Source organism: Nitrospina sp. 32_T5, from assembly GCF_052156635.1.
GTDB lineage: Bacteria > Nitrospinota > Nitrospinia > Nitrospinales > Nitrospinaceae > Nitrospina.
Window position 1 is genome coordinate 196,069 of record NZ_JBQKUO010000004.1, and the last position, 16,099, is coordinate 212,167.

Annotated in this window: 16 protein-coding genes; 9 read left to right on the forward strand and 7 right to left on the reverse strand. The window is 54.1% G+C overall.

The window, feature by feature from the left end; genetic code table 11:
* Positions 1–147: 147 nt before the first annotated feature.
* The 7 genes from ACTRW9_RS12195 to ACTRW9_RS12225 all read left to right on the forward strand — a co-directional run bounded on the left by ACTRW9_RS12195 (position 148) and on the right by ACTRW9_RS12225 (position 7,074).
* Complete coding sequence (locus tag ACTRW9_RS12195) at positions 148–786, forward strand: DUF1566 domain-containing protein (RefSeq protein ID WP_442429564.1); 639 nt, start codon at positions 148–150, stop codon at positions 784–786.
* A 200-nt stretch (positions 787–986) separates the two neighbouring features.
* A complete protein-coding gene (locus ACTRW9_RS12200) occupies positions 987–1,397 on the forward strand; it encodes a CBS domain-containing protein (protein ID WP_442429565.1) in 411 nt (136 codons plus the stop codon).
* 9 nt (positions 1,398–1,406) lie between these two features.
* The gene (locus tag ACTRW9_RS12205) at positions 1,407–2,894 is read left to right on the forward strand and encodes a protein adenylyltransferase SelO (RefSeq protein ID WP_442429566.1); all 1,488 of its coding nucleotides are present in this window, start codon (positions 1,407–1,409) and stop codon (positions 2,892–2,894) included.
* Positions 2,895–2,973: 79 nt separating this feature from the next.
* Positions 2,974–3,207, forward strand: a complete 234-nt coding sequence (locus tag ACTRW9_RS12210; protein ID WP_005009883.1) for a hypothetical protein — start codon at positions 2,974–2,976, stop codon at positions 3,205–3,207.
* A gap of 28 nt (positions 3,208–3,235) precedes the next feature.
* Positions 3,236–4,261 carry a thiamine-phosphate kinase gene (gene thiL / locus ACTRW9_RS12215; protein ID WP_442429567.1) on the forward strand — a complete coding sequence of 342 codons (1,026 nt, stop codon included), beginning with the start codon at positions 3,236–3,238 and terminating at the stop codon, positions 4,259–4,261.
* Between the two features lie 81 nt (positions 4,262–4,342).
* Positions 4,343–5,644 carry a hemolysin family protein gene (locus tag ACTRW9_RS12220; protein WP_442425308.1) on the forward strand — a complete coding sequence of 434 codons (1,302 nt, stop codon included), beginning with the start codon at positions 4,343–4,345 and terminating at the stop codon, positions 5,642–5,644.
* Complete coding sequence (locus tag ACTRW9_RS12225; protein ID WP_442429568.1) at positions 5,644–7,074, forward strand: hemolysin family protein; 1,431 nt, start codon at positions 5,644–5,646, stop codon at positions 7,072–7,074. Before ACTRW9_RS12220 ends, ACTRW9_RS12225 begins: the two co-directional genes overlap by 1 nt.
* A gap of 2 nt (positions 7,075–7,076) precedes the next feature.
* Here ACTRW9_RS12225 and ACTRW9_RS12230 read toward each other — a convergent pair whose 3' ends face one another.
* A complete protein-coding gene (locus ACTRW9_RS12230) occupies positions 7,077–7,799 on the reverse strand; it encodes a DnaJ domain-containing protein (protein ID WP_442429569.1) in 723 nt (240 codons plus the stop codon).
* A gap of 162 nt (positions 7,800–7,961) precedes the next feature.
* On the opposite strand from ACTRW9_RS12230, the gene ACTRW9_RS12235 reads away from it, so the two are divergent.
* Positions 7,962–8,255, forward strand: coding sequence for a Dabb family protein (locus ACTRW9_RS12235; protein WP_442425305.1), 294 nt, complete (start codon positions 7,962–7,964; stop codon positions 8,253–8,255).
* 199 nt (positions 8,256–8,454) lie between these two features.
* Here the strand turns inward: ACTRW9_RS12235 and ACTRW9_RS12240 are convergent, their stop codons facing one another.
* Entirely contained in the window at positions 8,455–8,838 is a 384-nt protein-coding gene (locus tag ACTRW9_RS12240; RefSeq protein ID WP_442429570.1) for a hypothetical protein, read from the reverse strand.
* A gap of 64 nt (positions 8,839–8,902) precedes the next feature.
* Here ACTRW9_RS12240 and ACTRW9_RS12245 point away from each other — a divergent pair, with 64 nt between their 5' ends.
* Positions 8,903–9,286, forward strand: a complete 384-nt coding sequence (locus ACTRW9_RS12245) for a TraR/DksA family transcriptional regulator (RefSeq protein WP_442425303.1) — start codon at positions 8,903–8,905, stop codon at positions 9,284–9,286.
* A gap of 21 nt (positions 9,287–9,307) precedes the next feature.
* On the opposite strand, the gene secA is transcribed toward ACTRW9_RS12245, so the two are convergent.
* The 5 genes from secA to rplI all read right to left on the reverse strand — a co-directional run bounded on the left by secA (position 9,308) and on the right by rplI (position 16,063).
* Positions 9,308–11,875: a preprotein translocase subunit SecA gene (gene secA / locus ACTRW9_RS12250; protein ID WP_442429571.1), complete on the reverse strand. Its 2,568-nt coding sequence runs from the start codon at positions 11,873–11,875 to the stop codon at positions 9,308–9,310.
* A gap of 204 nt (positions 11,876–12,079) precedes the next feature.
* A complete protein-coding gene (locus ACTRW9_RS12255) occupies positions 12,080–13,012 on the reverse strand; it encodes a M23 family metallopeptidase (RefSeq protein ID WP_442425301.1) in 933 nt (310 codons plus the stop codon).
* Between the two features lie 183 nt (positions 13,013–13,195).
* A complete protein-coding gene (locus ACTRW9_RS12260; protein WP_442429572.1) occupies positions 13,196–14,116 on the reverse strand; it encodes a tetratricopeptide repeat protein in 921 nt (306 codons plus the stop codon).
* 13 nt (positions 14,117–14,129) lie between these two features.
* Positions 14,130–15,497, reverse strand: a complete 1,368-nt coding sequence (dnaB, locus tag ACTRW9_RS12265) for a replicative DNA helicase (protein ID WP_442425299.1) — start codon at positions 15,495–15,497, stop codon at positions 14,130–14,132.
* Positions 15,498–15,553: 56 nt separating this feature from the next.
* Complete coding sequence (gene rplI, locus ACTRW9_RS12270; RefSeq protein WP_442429573.1) at positions 15,554–16,063, reverse strand: 50S ribosomal protein L9; 510 nt, start codon at positions 16,061–16,063, stop codon at positions 15,554–15,556.
* Positions 16,064–16,099: the final 36 nt, after the last annotated feature.

Here is a 16,099-nt window from a genome sequence, read left to right on the forward strand (position 1 = left end):
AATAAAAAATAGAAAGAACATCCTCAAATTACGGGGGTCCGGAATGGGAAATTTTGGCGTATCTTCATGTCGGAAAATATAGTATTCTTTGCCAAATTCGATGAATCACCCTGAATAATCGTTTCATTCCCTCAAGGAGTTGGCACAATGCGTATTCTGGCAATCGGATTGATTCTCTGGTTTTCCATGGTGTCTTTGGTCTGGGCGGATTGCACCAAGGAGGAAGTGTGTTCCATGATGAAAACCATGGGCCATTTTGACATATTGAATCAATGCCCGAATGCCGCCCCGTTGCTGGTCGAGTGCAAAAAGGTGTCCGAAACCCGATTGGAGGAACTCCCGACTCCCAAGTTTGTAGAAAACGGGGATGGCACGGTCAAGGACACGGTCAACAATCTGGAATGGCTGCAAGCCGGAATCCGCGACAAAAAGTACTCCCTGAAGGAAGCGGAAGACCTGGCATTGACTGCACAGCAGTCGGGCAAGACCGGGTGGCGGGTTCCGACTTTACCAGAGCTCAAAACTCTGTTGTATAATGAGAGAGTCGCAAACGTCAGTGGACAAAAGGCATGGATCAACCCCATATTCGATGATGGACGCGGGCACTATTACTGGACCTCCACCACCTGCGAGAAAGTATCCGTGGTGGAAGACCGGTATCAGAAAAAAATGTGCCAGCAGGGTGAACAAGGCGCATGGTTGATCCATTTTAATATCGGTGCTATTTTCTGGCACCACACCACCGCCAAAAACTATTATGTGTGGCTGGTCCGAAATAACGAATAGTCCCTCCCCTTCTCAGACGGGCTTGCTTTCGACCCCGGGAAGATCCGTTCCTGTTGTATCGTTTCCCGCCCTCCCCCTTAATCAAAACCTGTATTTCATTCAACGTTTTCAGTCATACAAAAAACCCTGCCTGAATACGGCACATCTTAAACACCAGCGCAGGGTTCATCGCTCCTTCAACTTTTGCAAAGGAGGATCCCATGACAGATATTCTTGAAGAAGTCGGAAACTTCATGTCGTCCCCGGTACTGCGCATCGATTCGGATGCCTCGGTTCAGGACGCGGCGATACTGATGGAACAGAGCCACGTCGGCAGTCTGATAATCGAACAGTATGGAGAAGACATCGGTATTCTGACCGAGAGGGATTTCACCCAGAAGGTTCTGTCGAAGGGAAAAAATCCGGAAGAAATCAAGGCCGCCGAGATCATGAGTTCGCCGATCAAAAGCATGGACCGCTTCATGCCGATCGAAGAGGCCAACCGGTACATGCAGAAAAATAAAATCCGGCACCTGGGAATCACGGATGACGACAAGATTGTGGGCATCCTTTCCATCAAGGATCTGGTTGGCTACTATTCGAAAGATTTCAAGGTCCGGGAAGATTATTAAGGAAAGCTGTTGCAGACTCTGGAGACACTGAATTTTCAAAACCGGTTCGTCCGCCTGGGCGGGGAGTTTTACCAGTACAAGCCCCCCACTCCTGTGTCGAACCCGTTTCCCGTGGCCAAAAATCCGGACGTCGCCGGTCTGCTGGACCTCGATATTCAGGAATTCGAACGGCCTGAATTCTGGCAGCACTTCGGCGGCAACCGGATGTTGCCCGGAGCCCAGCCTCTGGCGATGGTGTATTCGGGTTTCCAGTTCGGCAGCTACAATCCGCAACTGGGCGACGGACGCGGGCTTTTGCTGGGGGAAGTCCAGAACCAACAGGACGAGTTCTGGGATGTGTACCTCAAGGGGTGTGGTCAGACGCGGTTTTGCCGCGGCTTTGACGGACGCGCCACCTTGCGCTCCTCCATCCGCGAATACCTGTGCGGGGAGGCCATGGCCGGCCTCGGCATCCCCACCACCCGCGCCCTTGCGTTGGTCGGCATTCAAGAGCTGGTCCAGCGCGAATTGCCGGAACCCGCCGCGGTGCTGGTGCGCGTCGCCCGGACGCACATTCGCTTCGGCAACTTCGATTACTTCCACTACACCAACCGGCCGGAAAAGGTCACCGAACTCGCCGATCACGTCATCCACCATTATTTTCCGCAGCTGAAACCGGCCCCGGACAAATACGCCCAACTGTTCGGACAGGTGGTGGACAAAACAGCCTGGATGATCGCGTGCTGGCAGTCCGTCGGCTTCGCCCACGGTGTCATGAACACGGACAACATGTCGATCCTGGGCGAGACGTTCGACTACGGCCCCTTTGGTTTCATGGACCGCTACAACCCGATGTTCATCCCCAATCACTCGGACATCCACGGACGATACGCTTATGCCCAGCAACCGCAGATCGGCCACTGGAACCTGGCCAAGCTGGGCGAAACGCTGACTCACCTGGTCGAGCCCGAACGATTGCAGAAAGAGCTGGAACAGTACGCCGCCCGCTTCAACCACTACAACCGTACGATGATGGGACGGAAACTGGGATTGAGTGTGCTCGACTCCGAGTTCGACAACCTGGTCAGTGGATTGATCCAGCTCCTCTCCCGGCACAAACCGGACCACACCAACTTTTTCCGAGCCCTTTCAGGGTTCCGTTGCGGCACCCTCGACGCCCTGCGCACGTATTTCCCCAACAACCCCGACGAACTTGACGGGTGGCTGGATCGGTACACGCGCCTGCTGGAGCGGGAGGACATCTCCCCCGAAGAGCAGAGGGAAGAGATGGACGCCGTCAACCCCAAATTCATCCTGCGCAACTACCTTGCACAGCAGGCCATCGACCGGGCCCTCAAGGAAAATGATTATTCGGAAATCGAACGGCTTCGGGTTATCCTGAAGCACCCCTTCGGGGACCAGCCGGAGTTGTTCCGGGAATGGGGCATCGATCCCGAACACTACGCAAGCGACACACCGGAACCTTACCTCGGCATGCAGGTCAGCTGTTCCGCGTGAGGCCCGCGAAACCATTTCACATCGATCAGCGTTCTATCCGCGCGGCATTGCAGGGCCGTTGCAAGAAAGGATTCACTGTATGCTCATGTTTGAAGGTGAGATCACACATATCAAGGTTCCGCCCAATAAGGCGGAGTATGAGAGGGACCTCGAGATCTGGATCGACGAGACCAGCAACGAATTCGAAATCACGCTGGATTTGAATACGTTCCAGAAGAACGGGTTCCAGGTGGGCGACAAGCTGACCATCAAAATCGAGAAGCAGGCGGATTTCGATTCCCTCGCCCGCGACTTTTTCAAGGAAAACCAGTGACAGCGGATACCCGTACCCGGGGCAGGCAATGGACCTCGATCGCTTGGGCGAGTTCGGGCTGATCGCCCGGCTGGCCTCCCACATACCCCATCGGTCGCGACGTGTTGTGAAAGGCATCGGCGACGACTGCGCGGTGTATTCCCAACCCGGGGGCAACTACCTGGTGGTGACCGCCGATGCGCTGATCGAAACCGTTCATTTCGACCTCAACACCACCACACCCGAGCAACTGGGCTGGAAAACGGTCGCGGTCAACGCCAGCGATGTGGCGGCGATGGGCGCGGCGCCACGCTTTGCCGTCCTCACCCTGGGTATTCCCAAAGCCACAAAGGTGAACTTCCTCGACCGGCTTTACAAGGGACTCGGCCGCGCCTGTGAGGCGTTCGGGCTGGACCTCCTGGGCGGAGATACGGTGTCCACACCCGAACACTGGATGTTGAGTTTGACGATGGTGGGGGAAACCCACAAAAAGCGTCTGTTCACCCGCAAGGGGGCCAAACCAGGCGATGCCATCGTGATGACCGGCACCGTCGGCGACTCCGCTCTTGGCCTTCAGATCCTGCAATCCCCGGATAAAAAATGGTCCGGGAGCACCGCTGACCGCAAACACCTCATCAAACGGCACCTCGAGCCCACAGCCCGCGTGAAGGAAGCCACCAGACTGGCGAAATCCAGGTTGCGGGTGACGTCGATGATCGACGTGAGTGACGGACTGGCGCAGGACCTGGGCCACCTGCTTAGCGCCTCCGAAGTCGGGGGGGAGCTTTGGGAGACCGCTCTGCCACTCAGTAAACCCTTTGAAAAAACATGCATTAAAAACGGTTTGGAGGCTGGAGAACTGGCTCTCGGGGGTGGGGAGGACTATGAATTGTTATTTACATTAAAATCTGAAGATGTTAAAAAATTGATGGGGTCGTTTGTTAATTACGGAACGCCTGTGACTCAAATCGGAGAGATCACGGCCCGCCAAGGGGTCACTTGGGTCCGCACCAACGGACGCCGCCAAACTCTCCGAAAGCCTGCGGGATTCAATCACTTTAAAGAAAATGGTTGAACCACGGCCTCATCCCTTGCGGGAACGCATCTCCCGGGCTCAGGCAATGAGTTCCGGCCTTTTGGGGGCATAAAAAAACTTTTGGACGAGTCATCGATATTACCCCGGTCCGTCATACTGATCACTTTACTGGGGCTTTCCGGATTCTTCGCGGCGTGCGAAGCGGCTTTCTTTTCCCTCAACACCGCTCAAGTCGCCTCTCTCAAAGACCAACACGGACGGACAGGGAACCTGGTCAGCGACTTGCTGCAAACGCCCCGCGAACTGCTTATCACCATTTACATCGGCAATGAGCTGGTCAACATCGGTGTGTCCGCACTGGCCACCTCCATTGCCCTGACGATTTTTGGCGACATGGGTGTCGCCATCGCCATCGGGATCGGCACCTTCCTCATCCTGCTGTTCGGTGAAATCCTGCCGAAATCCATGGCCCTCAACTTTGCGGAGCGGTTCGCCCTGCTCGCGGCGTTTCCCCTCAAAGTGTTCGCTTACCTGGTCCAACCCATCCAGAAGCCTTTCGTGCGCTTTGCCCAGAAAGTCATCACCTACCTGGGCGTCCCGACCTTTGAAGAAGAAGGCATCATCACCGATGCGGATTTTCGCGCCATGGTGAAGATCGGCGAGGGCGAGGGCATCATCGACGCCGAGGAAGGCGAACTGATTCACAACGTCATCGAATTCGGGCAGAAGACCGTGGGGGAGATCATGACGCCCAAGATCGACATGTTCTACATCACGGTGAACCAGAAGATGGACGAGATCCTGCCCCAGATCATCGAAAACTTTTATTCCCGCGTTCCGGTTTTCGAAGAGGACGAAGAAACCCTGGTCGGTGTGCTGTTGACCAAGGATTTGGCCAACTTCCGGCAACTGCCGCCGGAAAAATTCAATCTCAAAAACATCGCCAAGCCGGCACTCACCGTGCCCGCGTCCAAGAACCTGAAAGACATGCTGAAGAATTTCCGCAAGTCGCAACGCCACATGGCCATCGTGCTGGACGAATACGGAAGCATCGACGGGCTGGTCACACTGGAGGACGTTCTGGAGGAGCTGGTGGGTGAGATTGACAGCGAAATGCGCCGGGAGGAAAGCTTCATACACAAGATCACGGAAAAACGGTACCGCCTGAATGCCATGCTGAGTATCGAGGAGTTCAATAATTACTTCACCACCTCGTTGCCCGATGAACAGTTCAACACCATTGGCGGTTTTGTATTTGGCCTGTTCGGCCGCGTTCCCCGCTCTGCGGAAACCATCAGTTTCGAGCGTTTCAAATTCCGCGTGGAGAAGATGAAAGGAGCGCGTATTTTGAGCCTTCACCTCACCGTGACCGCCACGAAAAAGCCCGAACCGAATACGGTTGAAGAGGAGGCCGCAGGCTGATGGACCTGGGAACCACACTGCTTCTGGTGGGCGTGTTCATTTTGCTGGAAGGTTTTTTCTCCGGTTGCGAGATCGGCATGATCTCCGTCAACCGCATTCGCATGGAACAGCTCGCCGGCGAAGGGGTGCGATCCGCCCGCCTCATCAACAAGCTCCTGCAAACACCCGAACAACTGTTCGCCATCACCTCGCTCGGAACCAATGTCTGCGTGGTCAGTTCCACCGCCGTCTTCACGAGCTACCTGGTCACGACATTTGGAAGCTGGGGGGATTTTCTTTCGATGCTCATCATCTCCCCGTTCATCCTGTTCGCCGGGGAAATCATCCCGAAGCTCATTTTCCAGAGTCGTTCCGACGCCATCATGTCGGCGATGGTGTATCCGCTCAACATCGTCGGCAAAATCCTGGCACCGTTCAACGCGATGTTCACTCACCTCAATGCGTTCATCTATAAAAAAATCCTCCGGCAATCGGATGTTCCCAGCTACACGAGGGTGAGCCGCGAACAGATCCGCCACATCTCGCATCCGGAGTCGAACACCTCCGAGCTGGAACCGGAAGAACGGGTGATGATTCACCGGATTTTCAATTTCAGCGAGCTTACGGTGGAGCAGTGCATGGTGCCGTTGATCCAGCTCTACGCTATTTCGGACACAGCGACGGTGGAGGAAGCCAACAAGCTGGCCATGGAATCGGGTTTTTCACGCCTGCCCGTATTTCACGAACGAATGTTCAACCTGATCGGTATCCTCAATACCTTCGACCTGTTAACGATCCCGCCGGACAACAGTCCCATCACCGACCTGATCCGCCCGGCGTACTACATCCCACCCAACAAAAAACTCGACGACCTGTTGAAGGAACTGCAACAACGCGGCCTTCACCTGGCTATTGTTGTGGACGAACACGGCGGGTGTGTGGGCATCATCACCATTGAGGACCTGCTGGAACAGATCGTCGGAGAAATCGAGGACGAGTACGACGAGCCGCCGAAATATTATGAAAAATACGATGAAGACGGTTACCTGGTGCAGGGAGACATTGAGATCGCCATGCTCAACGAGGAACTGGACCTGGATCTGCCCGAAGGCAATTACGAAACGGTGGCGGGACTGATGATCGACAGGCTGGAGAAAATTCCCGTCGCGGGCGACCAGGTGATCGTTCAGGACTGCCGTTTGACTGTAAAAGAGGCGAGCAAGCGCAAAATCAATTCCGTCATTCTGCGCAAACTGCCGCCGGATTTCGATGCCGAAACGCAGAACGGCGAAAAGACGGGCAACGGCCAATCAGGATCGACCGCTTCCAAAGAAAATTCCGCAGCCGTTTCGGATCCCGTTCCCCCAGCCGATACGGCTTCCATGGAAAACGACACCCCTCCCAAACAAAGCAAGCCGAAGAAATCGTTTTTTTCCTCGTCCCGTTCCTGAACTCAGAACCGCCGCATCCGTCGGATTTCCTTGTACGCTTCCTGCAACTGCAAAAACCGGATGTGCGCCAGCTCCACCTCCTCCCCTCCCAGGTGGGCGACGCGATCGGGATGATACTGCGCGGCCATTCGGCGGTACGCCCTTTTGATTTCCTCATCGGTTGCGGAAACCGGAACGCCCAGGATGCCGTACGGCGTCACCAGACTGTCCAGTGAAAACTGCTCCCGGATGCCGTTGTGCCGTTCGTGAGATACCTCCAGCAGGCGGGCCAATCCGTTGATCTCCTTTTGAGTTTCTTCGGAGAGGGAGTTTTCCACCAGCGCCACCTGGTAGGCAAGCGTTAAAAGAAGTGCGCGGTATTTGGATTCAGAAGATTGCTTGTACTGCTCGACGATCGGCTGCAGGTCGGGATTTTTTTCGTAAGTTTCGCGGATAACACGATTGATGCCGTCGAAGTCCCCTTCGCGGTAATTGAGGTTGCGCACAAAAAACCGGTAAATGGTTTCAACCTCGCGTGGTAGAAGAGCGCCCTTGATCATGGCAATCTTCGTCATCACCACAATGATGCAACCCACGAACACCGGCTCGTTCTTCACCCCCGGCAGGCTTTTCCGAACCAGTTTCTGAAATTTTCTGGACAGGAAATGCTGGGCCACGCCGCCCACCACTGCTCCCAGCGGCCCACCCCGCAAAAATCCCAATCCGGCACCAAACAACCACGACATAGAATCGTTTCACCCATAAATCGATCGATTGAACTTCAGGCCCTGTATCACCATACAATAACCCGCCTTCCATTTTCACTTCAAAACGCGGAAGGCTTGATTGAGACAGGGGATACGGGTACCCTTGTCCTTCTTTAAAACTCAATCCCCACCAAATGGAGAATGCGGATGGTCAAACACATCGTCATGTTCAAACTGAAAGAAAAAACCCCAGAGAACGTGGACGCTCTGGTCGAGGCGCTGAATGGCATGCAGGGCCAAATTGATACCCTGCGGTTCATAGAGGTCGGACGTGACTTTAAAGAGTCGGAACGGTCCTTTGACGTGGTTCTGACAACTCACTTTGACGACAGGAAGGGGCTTGAGTCCTACGCCCGGCACCCGGTGCACCAACCGGTCATTCAACTTGCGCGGGAGCTCTGCCATCCCACGGTTGTCGTGGATTATGAAATTTGAAAAAATCCCACCACATGGCGGAAAACCGGAAAATCCGTATAAGGTAAATAAAATCTTGTACTTTGAGGCCTCCAGTGATACTCTTTTTTGGCTTTTCTATACACATTTACTGTTAATCAGCAAGCCAGGCTGTAAGAAAAAGTTTGAGTTTGCAAGGCAATCAGAGTTAAATAGGCAATTTCTAAAGCGGAACCACGTGTCAAAAGGATTTCTTTTTCAAAACACGTACCCACACCTCTACTGAAACAGGAGACTGCGCGGTGGCTGTTAAAAAGAAAAAATCTGCAAGCCCAAGGAAGGCAGTGGTGAAGAAAAAGTCCTCAGGGTCGAAAGCCCGGGCCAAAACCAAAGCCAAAACCAAGGTCAAGTCCAAGGCCAAGTCCAAGGCTAAGAAAAAATCGACACCAAAAAAGAAAACCGCAAAAAAGAAGACAGCGGCAAAAAAGACAACCACCAAAGCCACGAAAAAAACCAGAGCCAAGGTAAAAAAAGCATCCACCAAAGCCAAAAAAACAACCACCAAAAAGGCCGCTCCGGTAAAGAAAAAAGTCGCTCCCAAAAAAGCAGCCGCCTCCGTACCCACACCGACCCAAAGGAAAGTGAAATCACCGGCTAAACCGAGACCCGCTCCTGTTGTGGAAGAACCCGTGGAAAAGCCGGTTCACAAGGAGCCGCCGCCGCGAAACCTCGATCCAATCATCCTCAAAATCCGCTCCCAATTAATCCAACAGCGCAATGAACTGATGACGATGATCAAGTCGTCTCAGGAGGTAGAGCGAAACATCGGCGAGATCACGTTCAGCAATGAGATCGACCTGGCTTCCAGCCTGGAAGGCCGGGAGATGGCGTTTCAGCTTTCCAGTCGCGAGCGCAACGAGTTGAAGCTGATTGAAGAGGCATTATTCAAGATGGCAAAGGGAACCTACGGGGTGTGCGAGGGGTGTTCGAAAAACATTCCGGTCAAGCGCCTTCAGATCATGCCGCTGACGCCGCTTTGTATCGAGTGCCAGGAAAACCTGGAAGTCTCCTGAGTCCTGCTCTCGGTCCAGCCGTCACTGGCCATGGCACTTTTTGTATTTCTTTCCGCTTCCACAGGGACAGGGATCGTTCCGGCCGACTTTTTTATCATCCCGCCGAACCGGTTCGGTTTTACTTTCCCCTTCCCCCTCACCGCGGTGTTCGCGGACTTTCTGGGCTTCCCGTTCCTGATTTTCTTCCAGCGTGGAAACCGTCTCCTTGGTGATCTGGGCCTTGAACAGGAACTCACAGATTTCTTCCTTGAGGCGAAAGGTGGTTTCGCTGAATAACTGAAACCCTTCCTTCTTGTATTCATTGAGCGGATTTTTCTGTGCATAACCACGGAAGGCGATGGCTTCTTTGAGGTGATCCATGCCAAGGAGGTGTTCGCGCCACAAATTATCCAGAACCTGAAGCATGATCATCCGTTCCGGGTAGCGCATGTATTCCCCACCCACCTGCGCTTCCTTGGCTTCGTAACGCTCGATGGCCATATTGAGGACGGTTTCCTGCAGTTGAGCGGCAGTACAATGCTCCAGCTCCAGCCGGGTCTTGCCGCAGACTTCCAGTTCCTGATCGCTGGCTTTGGTGATTCCCACGCCGAAAACCCGGTCGGTATAATTGTGGACCTGCTCGATGTCCCATTCTTCCGGATACACCCCCTCCGGGCACATCTCGTCGATGCGTTCGCCCAGCACCTCATCGGCCATGTCAAACAGAAGCTCCTTCTGGTTGGCCGAAGTGAGGATCTCCCGCCTCAAGGTGTAGATCACCTCGCGCTGTTTGTTCATGACATCGTCGTACTGTAAAAGATGCTTGCGAATTTCGAAGTTGTGGGCCTCCACCTTGCGCTGTGCATTTTCGACCGCCCGCGAGACCATGGCGTGCTCAATGGGCTGACCGTTCTCCATACCGAGTTTGCCCATCAAACCGGAAATGCGGTCTGAACCGAAGATGCGAAGGAGATCGTCTTCCAGGGAAAGATAAAAACGCGAGGAACCGGGATCCCCTTGTCGGCCGGAGCGGCCGCGAAGCTGGTTGTCAATACGGCGGCTTTCGTGGCGTTCGGTGCCGATGATGTGCAGTCCCCCCAGACCCGGCACGCCTTCCCCAAGAACAATATCGGTACCGCGGCCGGCCATGTTGGTGGCAATCGTCACCGCTTTCTGTTGTCCCGCCTGCGCAATGATTTCCGCCTCCTGTTCGTGGTGCTTGGCGTTCAGAACATTGTGCGGCACACCACAACGCTTCAAGTGCTTGCTCAACAGTTCGGATTTCTCAATAGAAATGGTGCCCACCAGGGCAGGACGTCCTATTTCGTAACATTCCTGGATTTCCTCAATAACGGCATCGAACTTTTCCTTTTCGGTGCGATAGATGAGGTCAGCCTGATCGTCGCGCACCATGGGTTGATTGGTGGGAATCACGAGAACCTCAATGCCGTAGGTGGAGTTGAATTCTTCGGCTTCCGTGTCGGCGGTGCCGGTCATGCCTGCCAGCTTGTCGTACATGCGGAAGTAATTCTGGAATGTGATGGTGGCGAGAGTCTGGTTTTCATTTTCTATCTCGACCCCTTCTTTCGCCTCCAGGGCCTGATGCAGGCCGTCGCTGTAACGCCGTCCCGGCATCATGCGTCCGGTGAATTCGTCGATGATGACGACCTTCCCGTCCTTGACAACGTAATCGACCTCATTCTTGAACAGTGCGTGAGCCTTCAATCCCTGGTTAACATGGTGCAGGATGTCGATGTGTGACGGATCGTAAAGGTTGTCAATGTTCAACTGCTTCTCAACCAGTGAGATGCCGTCGTCGTTGAGCGCAACGGAACGGGCTTTTTCGTCAACCGTGTAGTGAGTTTCTTTTTGAAGTTTGGGGATGACACTGTTGATAACGTAATACTTGTCGGTGGATTCCTCGCCGGGACCCGAGATGATGAGCGGCGTGCGCGCCTCGTCAATAAGGATGCTGTCCACCTCGTCCACGATAGCGAAATTCAGTTCCCGCTGAACGTAGTCCTCCGCCGCAAACTTCATGTTGTCGCGCAGGTAATCGAACCCGAACTCATTGTTGGTCCCGTAGGTGACATCCGACGCATAGGCTTTTTTGCGGTCCTCCTCGGACATGTCATGGTAGATCACGCCCACTTCCAGACCCAGCCAGCGGTAGATGGTGCCCATCCACTCCGCGTCGCGCTTGGCCAGGTAATCGTTGACCGTAACAACATGAACCCCGCGCCCGGTGAGTGCGTTGAGATAAACCGGAAGCGTCGCAACCAGGGTTTTCCCCTCACCCGTTTTCATTTCGGCGATTTTGCCCTCGTGCAGGGCGACGCCCCCAATCAACTGAACATCAAAATGACGCATCTTGAGGGTGCGCTTGCTGGCCTCTCTGACTACGGCAAATGCTTCGGGAAGAATTTCATTCAAATCCTCGCCGCCTTTGAGACGTTCCTTGAATTCCTGGGTTTTCGCCTTTAACTGGTCGTCGGACAGGTCCTGGATGCTTGGCTCCAGTTCATTGATCTGGTCCACGTAAGACTGGATCCGTTTTAATTCCCTGTCATTGCGGGTACCGACAATTTTTTTTATAAGTCCTAATACCATTGGCGTTTTCGTCCTGTTCGGGTTCGAATTTTGATGAACAGATTAACATAAAAGGCCCACGGACTTCCTCAGTCTTTCGACTGCGCGGGGCCAGCGGCGGGAAATGCCTGTCATAAAATAAGGTGGACTCCTGTGCAGGCTGCACGGGGTGCGTCACACCAAGAGGAAATGAGACGAGTGGAGCCGGAAGACGGGTCAGCCGGATCAGTCTTCCAGAATATAGTTCCGCGGGTTTACCGGAATCCCGTCCACAATGATTTCATAATGGACGTGGGGCCCCGTGCTGCGGCCGGTGTTGCCTACCAACGCGACCAGGTCGCCGCGCTCAATCTTGTCACCCACTTTAACAAGGTTCTTGGAGTTGTGTCCGTAGCGGGTGATCACGCCATAACCGTGATCGATCTCGATCAGGTTTCCGTAACCGTATTGCCGCCCGGCCGTAATGACCTTGCCGTCGGCAGTCGCACGGATTTCGGAACCCTTGCGGGAAGCAATATCCAGTCCTTCATGTTTTTCGGGAAGGCCGGTAAACGGGGATTTTCGATATCCAAAACCGGAAGTCACCCAACCGCGTGTCGGCCAGATGGACGGGGTGGATGCCAACAGCGACCGCTGGTTCTTGAAAAATTCGTCCAATTCCTGGAAGCTAACCTGGCGCAGTTTCGCCTGGCTGGTAAGGATATTCAGGTCCCCTTCCAGACTGTCAAGCATGGCCTGCACTTCCTTATCCAAAGCAGTGCGTATGCTGTGATTGGAGAGACCGTGGGGTCCACCGACACCCCAGTTTTCATCTCTGGGCTTGGAATCCTTGTCGAGAGCCGTGATGATGCGAAGCTTTTTCTCAAAGTTTTCGAGCCGGGACATTTCGGTTTCAAACGTTCGCACCCGCTTCCCGAATTTTTCTATCTGCACTTTCTGGATTTTGCTTTTGCGCTTCAGTTCGGCCAGTTCCACCTTATCTTCGCGGAACTGAAGAAACTGCTGGGTCAGATACGCGAACGCACCCCCAAACCCCACTGCCAACACCAGGCTCGTGTACAAGGCAACTCTGGCAAATTTTTTGGGAATCTGGAATCGCTTGGGTTTTTCGGTGGCTTCGGGAAAAACCACTATGGTGTAAACTTCTTTATCCACCATACCTCCTTTTTATTTTTACTTTTCAAGCCCTTAAGCGCAGAAAGCCCCTCTGCGGACGAAATCGTCTCAAGGTTAATTGCTTACTTCCTTTGTTGTCAATGGTTTTTGAATATCGGCGATCCTTAATCCTTAGCGGATAAAACCTAACAAACATAAATTCAAAAACTTATCAAAAATATGGGATCAGTTATTTTTTTCTTCCAAAGCCCGGATTTTTTCCCGTGCCTGCAGGTGGTTCGGATTGATTTTTAAGACCTCCCGGTATTCCGAGTGGGCTTCCTCAAAGGCCCCGGTCTCCTCCAGAAGCAGCCCCAGGCTGAAGTGCGCCGCGACCACCCCGGTGATGTGGTTGATTTCCATGTAAACCTGTAGCATTTCACGGGTCAGTCCAATGGCCTTATTTTTGTTCCCGCCAGCGTATTCGCTAAAACTTTTTTGACGAAAGTTTTGCGCCATGACCAAACCGTACTGCTTCGCCACCGCTGTATTGCCGGACTTAAGATGATACCGGTATTCGTTTTCAAATTCCCGGGGTGTTCCCTTGCGCTGATAAATCATTTTGAGGTTGCGGAAAAACATGACTTCAGAAGGATGCAGATCGATCGCACGTTTCACGTATTTCACAGCGGTTTCGTAATCTTTCAACTGCGTCAACGCCGCGCCCAGAGCGTTCCAGGCCAGTGCGAGTTTCGGGTCCAGTTCCACCGCGCGTTCCAGGGGGCCTTGCGATTCCGAATACCTTCCCATCTGGTAATAGGTGTAACCCAGCCCATACCACGCCGGTGCGGCTTCGGGATTGTCATTCACGAATTTCTGAAAGAACACCTGCGACTCGTCAAGTTGGTCCCCAACCTGGTAAGCACGAACAATGCCCCGCACCGCATAATGGTTGTGCGGTTCCTGCCGCCAGATATTGCGAAAGGTTTCGAGAGCCTGCGCCGGTTTTTTTCTTAGAAGATAGATCTCTCCTTTCTGCAAGGGGGACAACCGGTCCCACTCCATATGCGGCGCCTGGGCTTCAATCGGGACGGTCCATACAAAAATTGCAGTGAGAAGAAATGCGAGTGCGGGCAATAAAAGGCGACGTGGGTGGGATGGATTCATGAAAGGTTCCGAATCAGGCTTCAACCATGGGGGCCTCGAATTCATGATGGGCCAGGTTTTCAAAGCGGGTGAATTCTTTCAGGAAGGCAAGCTTGACTTCTCCGATAGGGCCGTTTCGTTGTTTGCGGATTAATATTTCAGCCTTGCCTGCATCTTCCGAACTCTCATTATAAACTTCATCCCGATATATGAAGGCCACGACATCGGCATCCTGCTCAATGGAACCTGATTCGCGGAGGTCGGACAATAAGGGCCGCTTATCCGTCCGGCTTTCCACTGCGCGGCTCAACTGGGAAAGCGCGATGATGGGAACGTCCAACTCCTTGGCCAGTCCTTTCAAGCCACGGCTGATTTCGGAGATTTCAAGTTGACGGCTCTCTGTCTTCTGGATGCCATGCATGAGTTGCAGATAATCCACTATGACCAGCCCCAGGTTGTGTTCGGCCTTCAAGCGCCGGGCGCGGGCGCGCACATCCAGTGTGCTGACCTGCGGACTGTCGTCGATAAAAATGGGAGCCTCCGAGATGCGCCCCGCCGCGGCGGTGAGATTCGGCCAGTCCTCGCGCGCCAGAAACCCGGTGCGCAGTTTCACGGAACTGACGCGCGCTTCGGAGCACAGCATGCGCATGCCCAGCTGTTCCTTGGACATCTCAAGACTGAAAATGGCCGTTGGCACTTTTCGTTTGCTGGCGGCAAAACGGGCGATGTCCAGCGCGAAGCTTGTTTTTCCCATGCTGGGCCGTCCCGCGATGATGATGAGATCCGACCGCTGCAGACCGGAGGTCATGTGATCGAGATCTTTGAACCCGGTCTCGATACCGGTGATCATCCCCGGGCTTTCAAACAGCTTCTCGATGGAATCGAAACTGCTCTTGATGATTTCGCTGATGCCGAAAAACGTCCTGCGGGTGCGGCGCTCGGAAATCTGGAAAATCGATTGTTCCGCGCGGTCGAGAATCACTTCCGCGCCGTCGGAATCCTCGTAACTGTGGGTGACGATTTCAGTCGCGGTTTCGATGAGATCGCGCAGGATTTTCTTTTCACGGATGATGCGCGCATGGTAGCCCATGGCTTCCGCCGTCGGTACCAGGTTCTCGAGAAAGTCGAGGTAATCGAGGCCGCCCACCTGGTCCAGGGCATGGTCCCGCCGCAGGCGATCGGCCAAGGTGAGAATGTCGATGGGTTCGTTGTCCTCGAACAGGCCCTGCATGCCACCGAAGATTTTCCGGTGCGCGGCCTTGTAGAAATCGTCCTGCCCGATGATTTCCAGGGCGCGGGCGAAGACGTCATTGGAACCGAAGCAGGCGGCAAGCACATACTGCTCCGCCTCCTCGCTGTAAGGAGGAAGGCGCCTCAGGGAAATATCAGAGACATCCGGCATGGGCGGTTCCGGTTCGAGTGTTGGGTGAAGGCCCGCCGGGGCGGCAAAACGCCGCTTCAGGCGGATTCGGTTTCGGCCTGTTCAGACGTGGCGGTTTCTTCTTCCGTATCCGCCTTGGGCTCTTCTTCCGCGGATACGGTGACGTGAATCTTCGCCGTCACTTCCGGGTGCAATTTCAGGGGGACCTCAAACTCTCCCAGCGCCTTGATCGGGTCGCTCAACTGAATCTTGCGCCGGTCGATCTGCATGCCCTGCGCTTCCACAAGGTCCGCGATTTCCTGTGACGTGACGGAACCGAACAGCTTGCCCTGGTCGCCCACTTTCTTGCTGACCTGGATGCGCAGTTTGCCGATGGCTTCCGCCTGGGTTTCCGCCTCCCCTTTCAGCTTTTTCAGTTTGCGCTGGATGATTCCCTTGTGGTGTTGGAATTCCTTGACGTTGTTGGCCGTTGCCAGAATCGCCTTGCCCTGCGGGATGAGGTAATTGCGGCCGTAACCGTCGCGCACTTCCACCTCATCGCCGAGGTGGCCCAGCTTGTCGACTTCTTCCAAAAGTAAAAGTTTCATCGTTTGATTCACACTCCCTGATTGACACAACGCAAT

Coding starts and splice junctions, on each gene's coding strand:
- ACTRW9_RS12195 (WP_442429564.1), top strand. CDS start 148: ATGCGTATTCTGGCAATCGGATTGATTCTCTGGTTTTCCATGGTGTCT.
- ACTRW9_RS12200 (WP_442429565.1), top strand. CDS start 987: ATGACAGATATTCTTGAAGAAGTCGGAAACTTCATGTCGTCCCCGGTA.
- ACTRW9_RS12210 (WP_005009883.1), top strand. CDS start 2,974: ATGCTCATGTTTGAAGGTGAGATCACACATATCAAGGTTCCGCCCAAT.
- thiL (WP_442429567.1), top strand. CDS start 3,236: ATGGACCTCGATCGCTTGGGCGAGTTCGGGCTGATCGCCCGGCTGGCC.
- ACTRW9_RS12225 (WP_442429568.1), top strand. CDS start 5,644: ATGGACCTGGGAACCACACTGCTTCTGGTGGGCGTGTTCATTTTGCTG.
- ACTRW9_RS12230 (WP_442429569.1), bottom strand. CDS start 7,799: ATGTCGTGGTTGTTTGGTGCCGGATTGGGATTTTTGCGGGGTGGGCCG.
- ACTRW9_RS12235 (WP_442425305.1), top strand. CDS start 7,962: ATGCGGATGGTCAAACACATCGTCATGTTCAAACTGAAAGAAAAAACC.
- secA (WP_442429571.1), bottom strand. CDS start 11,875: ATGGTATTAGGACTTATAAAAAAAATTGTCGGTACCCGCAATGACAGG.
- ACTRW9_RS12255 (WP_442425301.1), bottom strand. CDS start 13,012: ATGGTGGATAAAGAAGTTTACACCATAGTGGTTTTTCCCGAAGCCACC.
- ACTRW9_RS12260 (WP_442429572.1), bottom strand. CDS start 14,116: ATGAATCCATCCCACCCACGTCGCCTTTTATTGCCCGCACTCGCATTT.
- dnaB (WP_442425299.1), bottom strand. CDS start 15,497: ATGCCGGATGTCTCTGATATTTCCCTGAGGCGCCTTCCTCCTTACAGC.
- rplI (WP_442429573.1), bottom strand. CDS start 16,063: ATGAAACTTTTACTTTTGGAAGAAGTCGACAAGCTGGGCCACCTCGGC.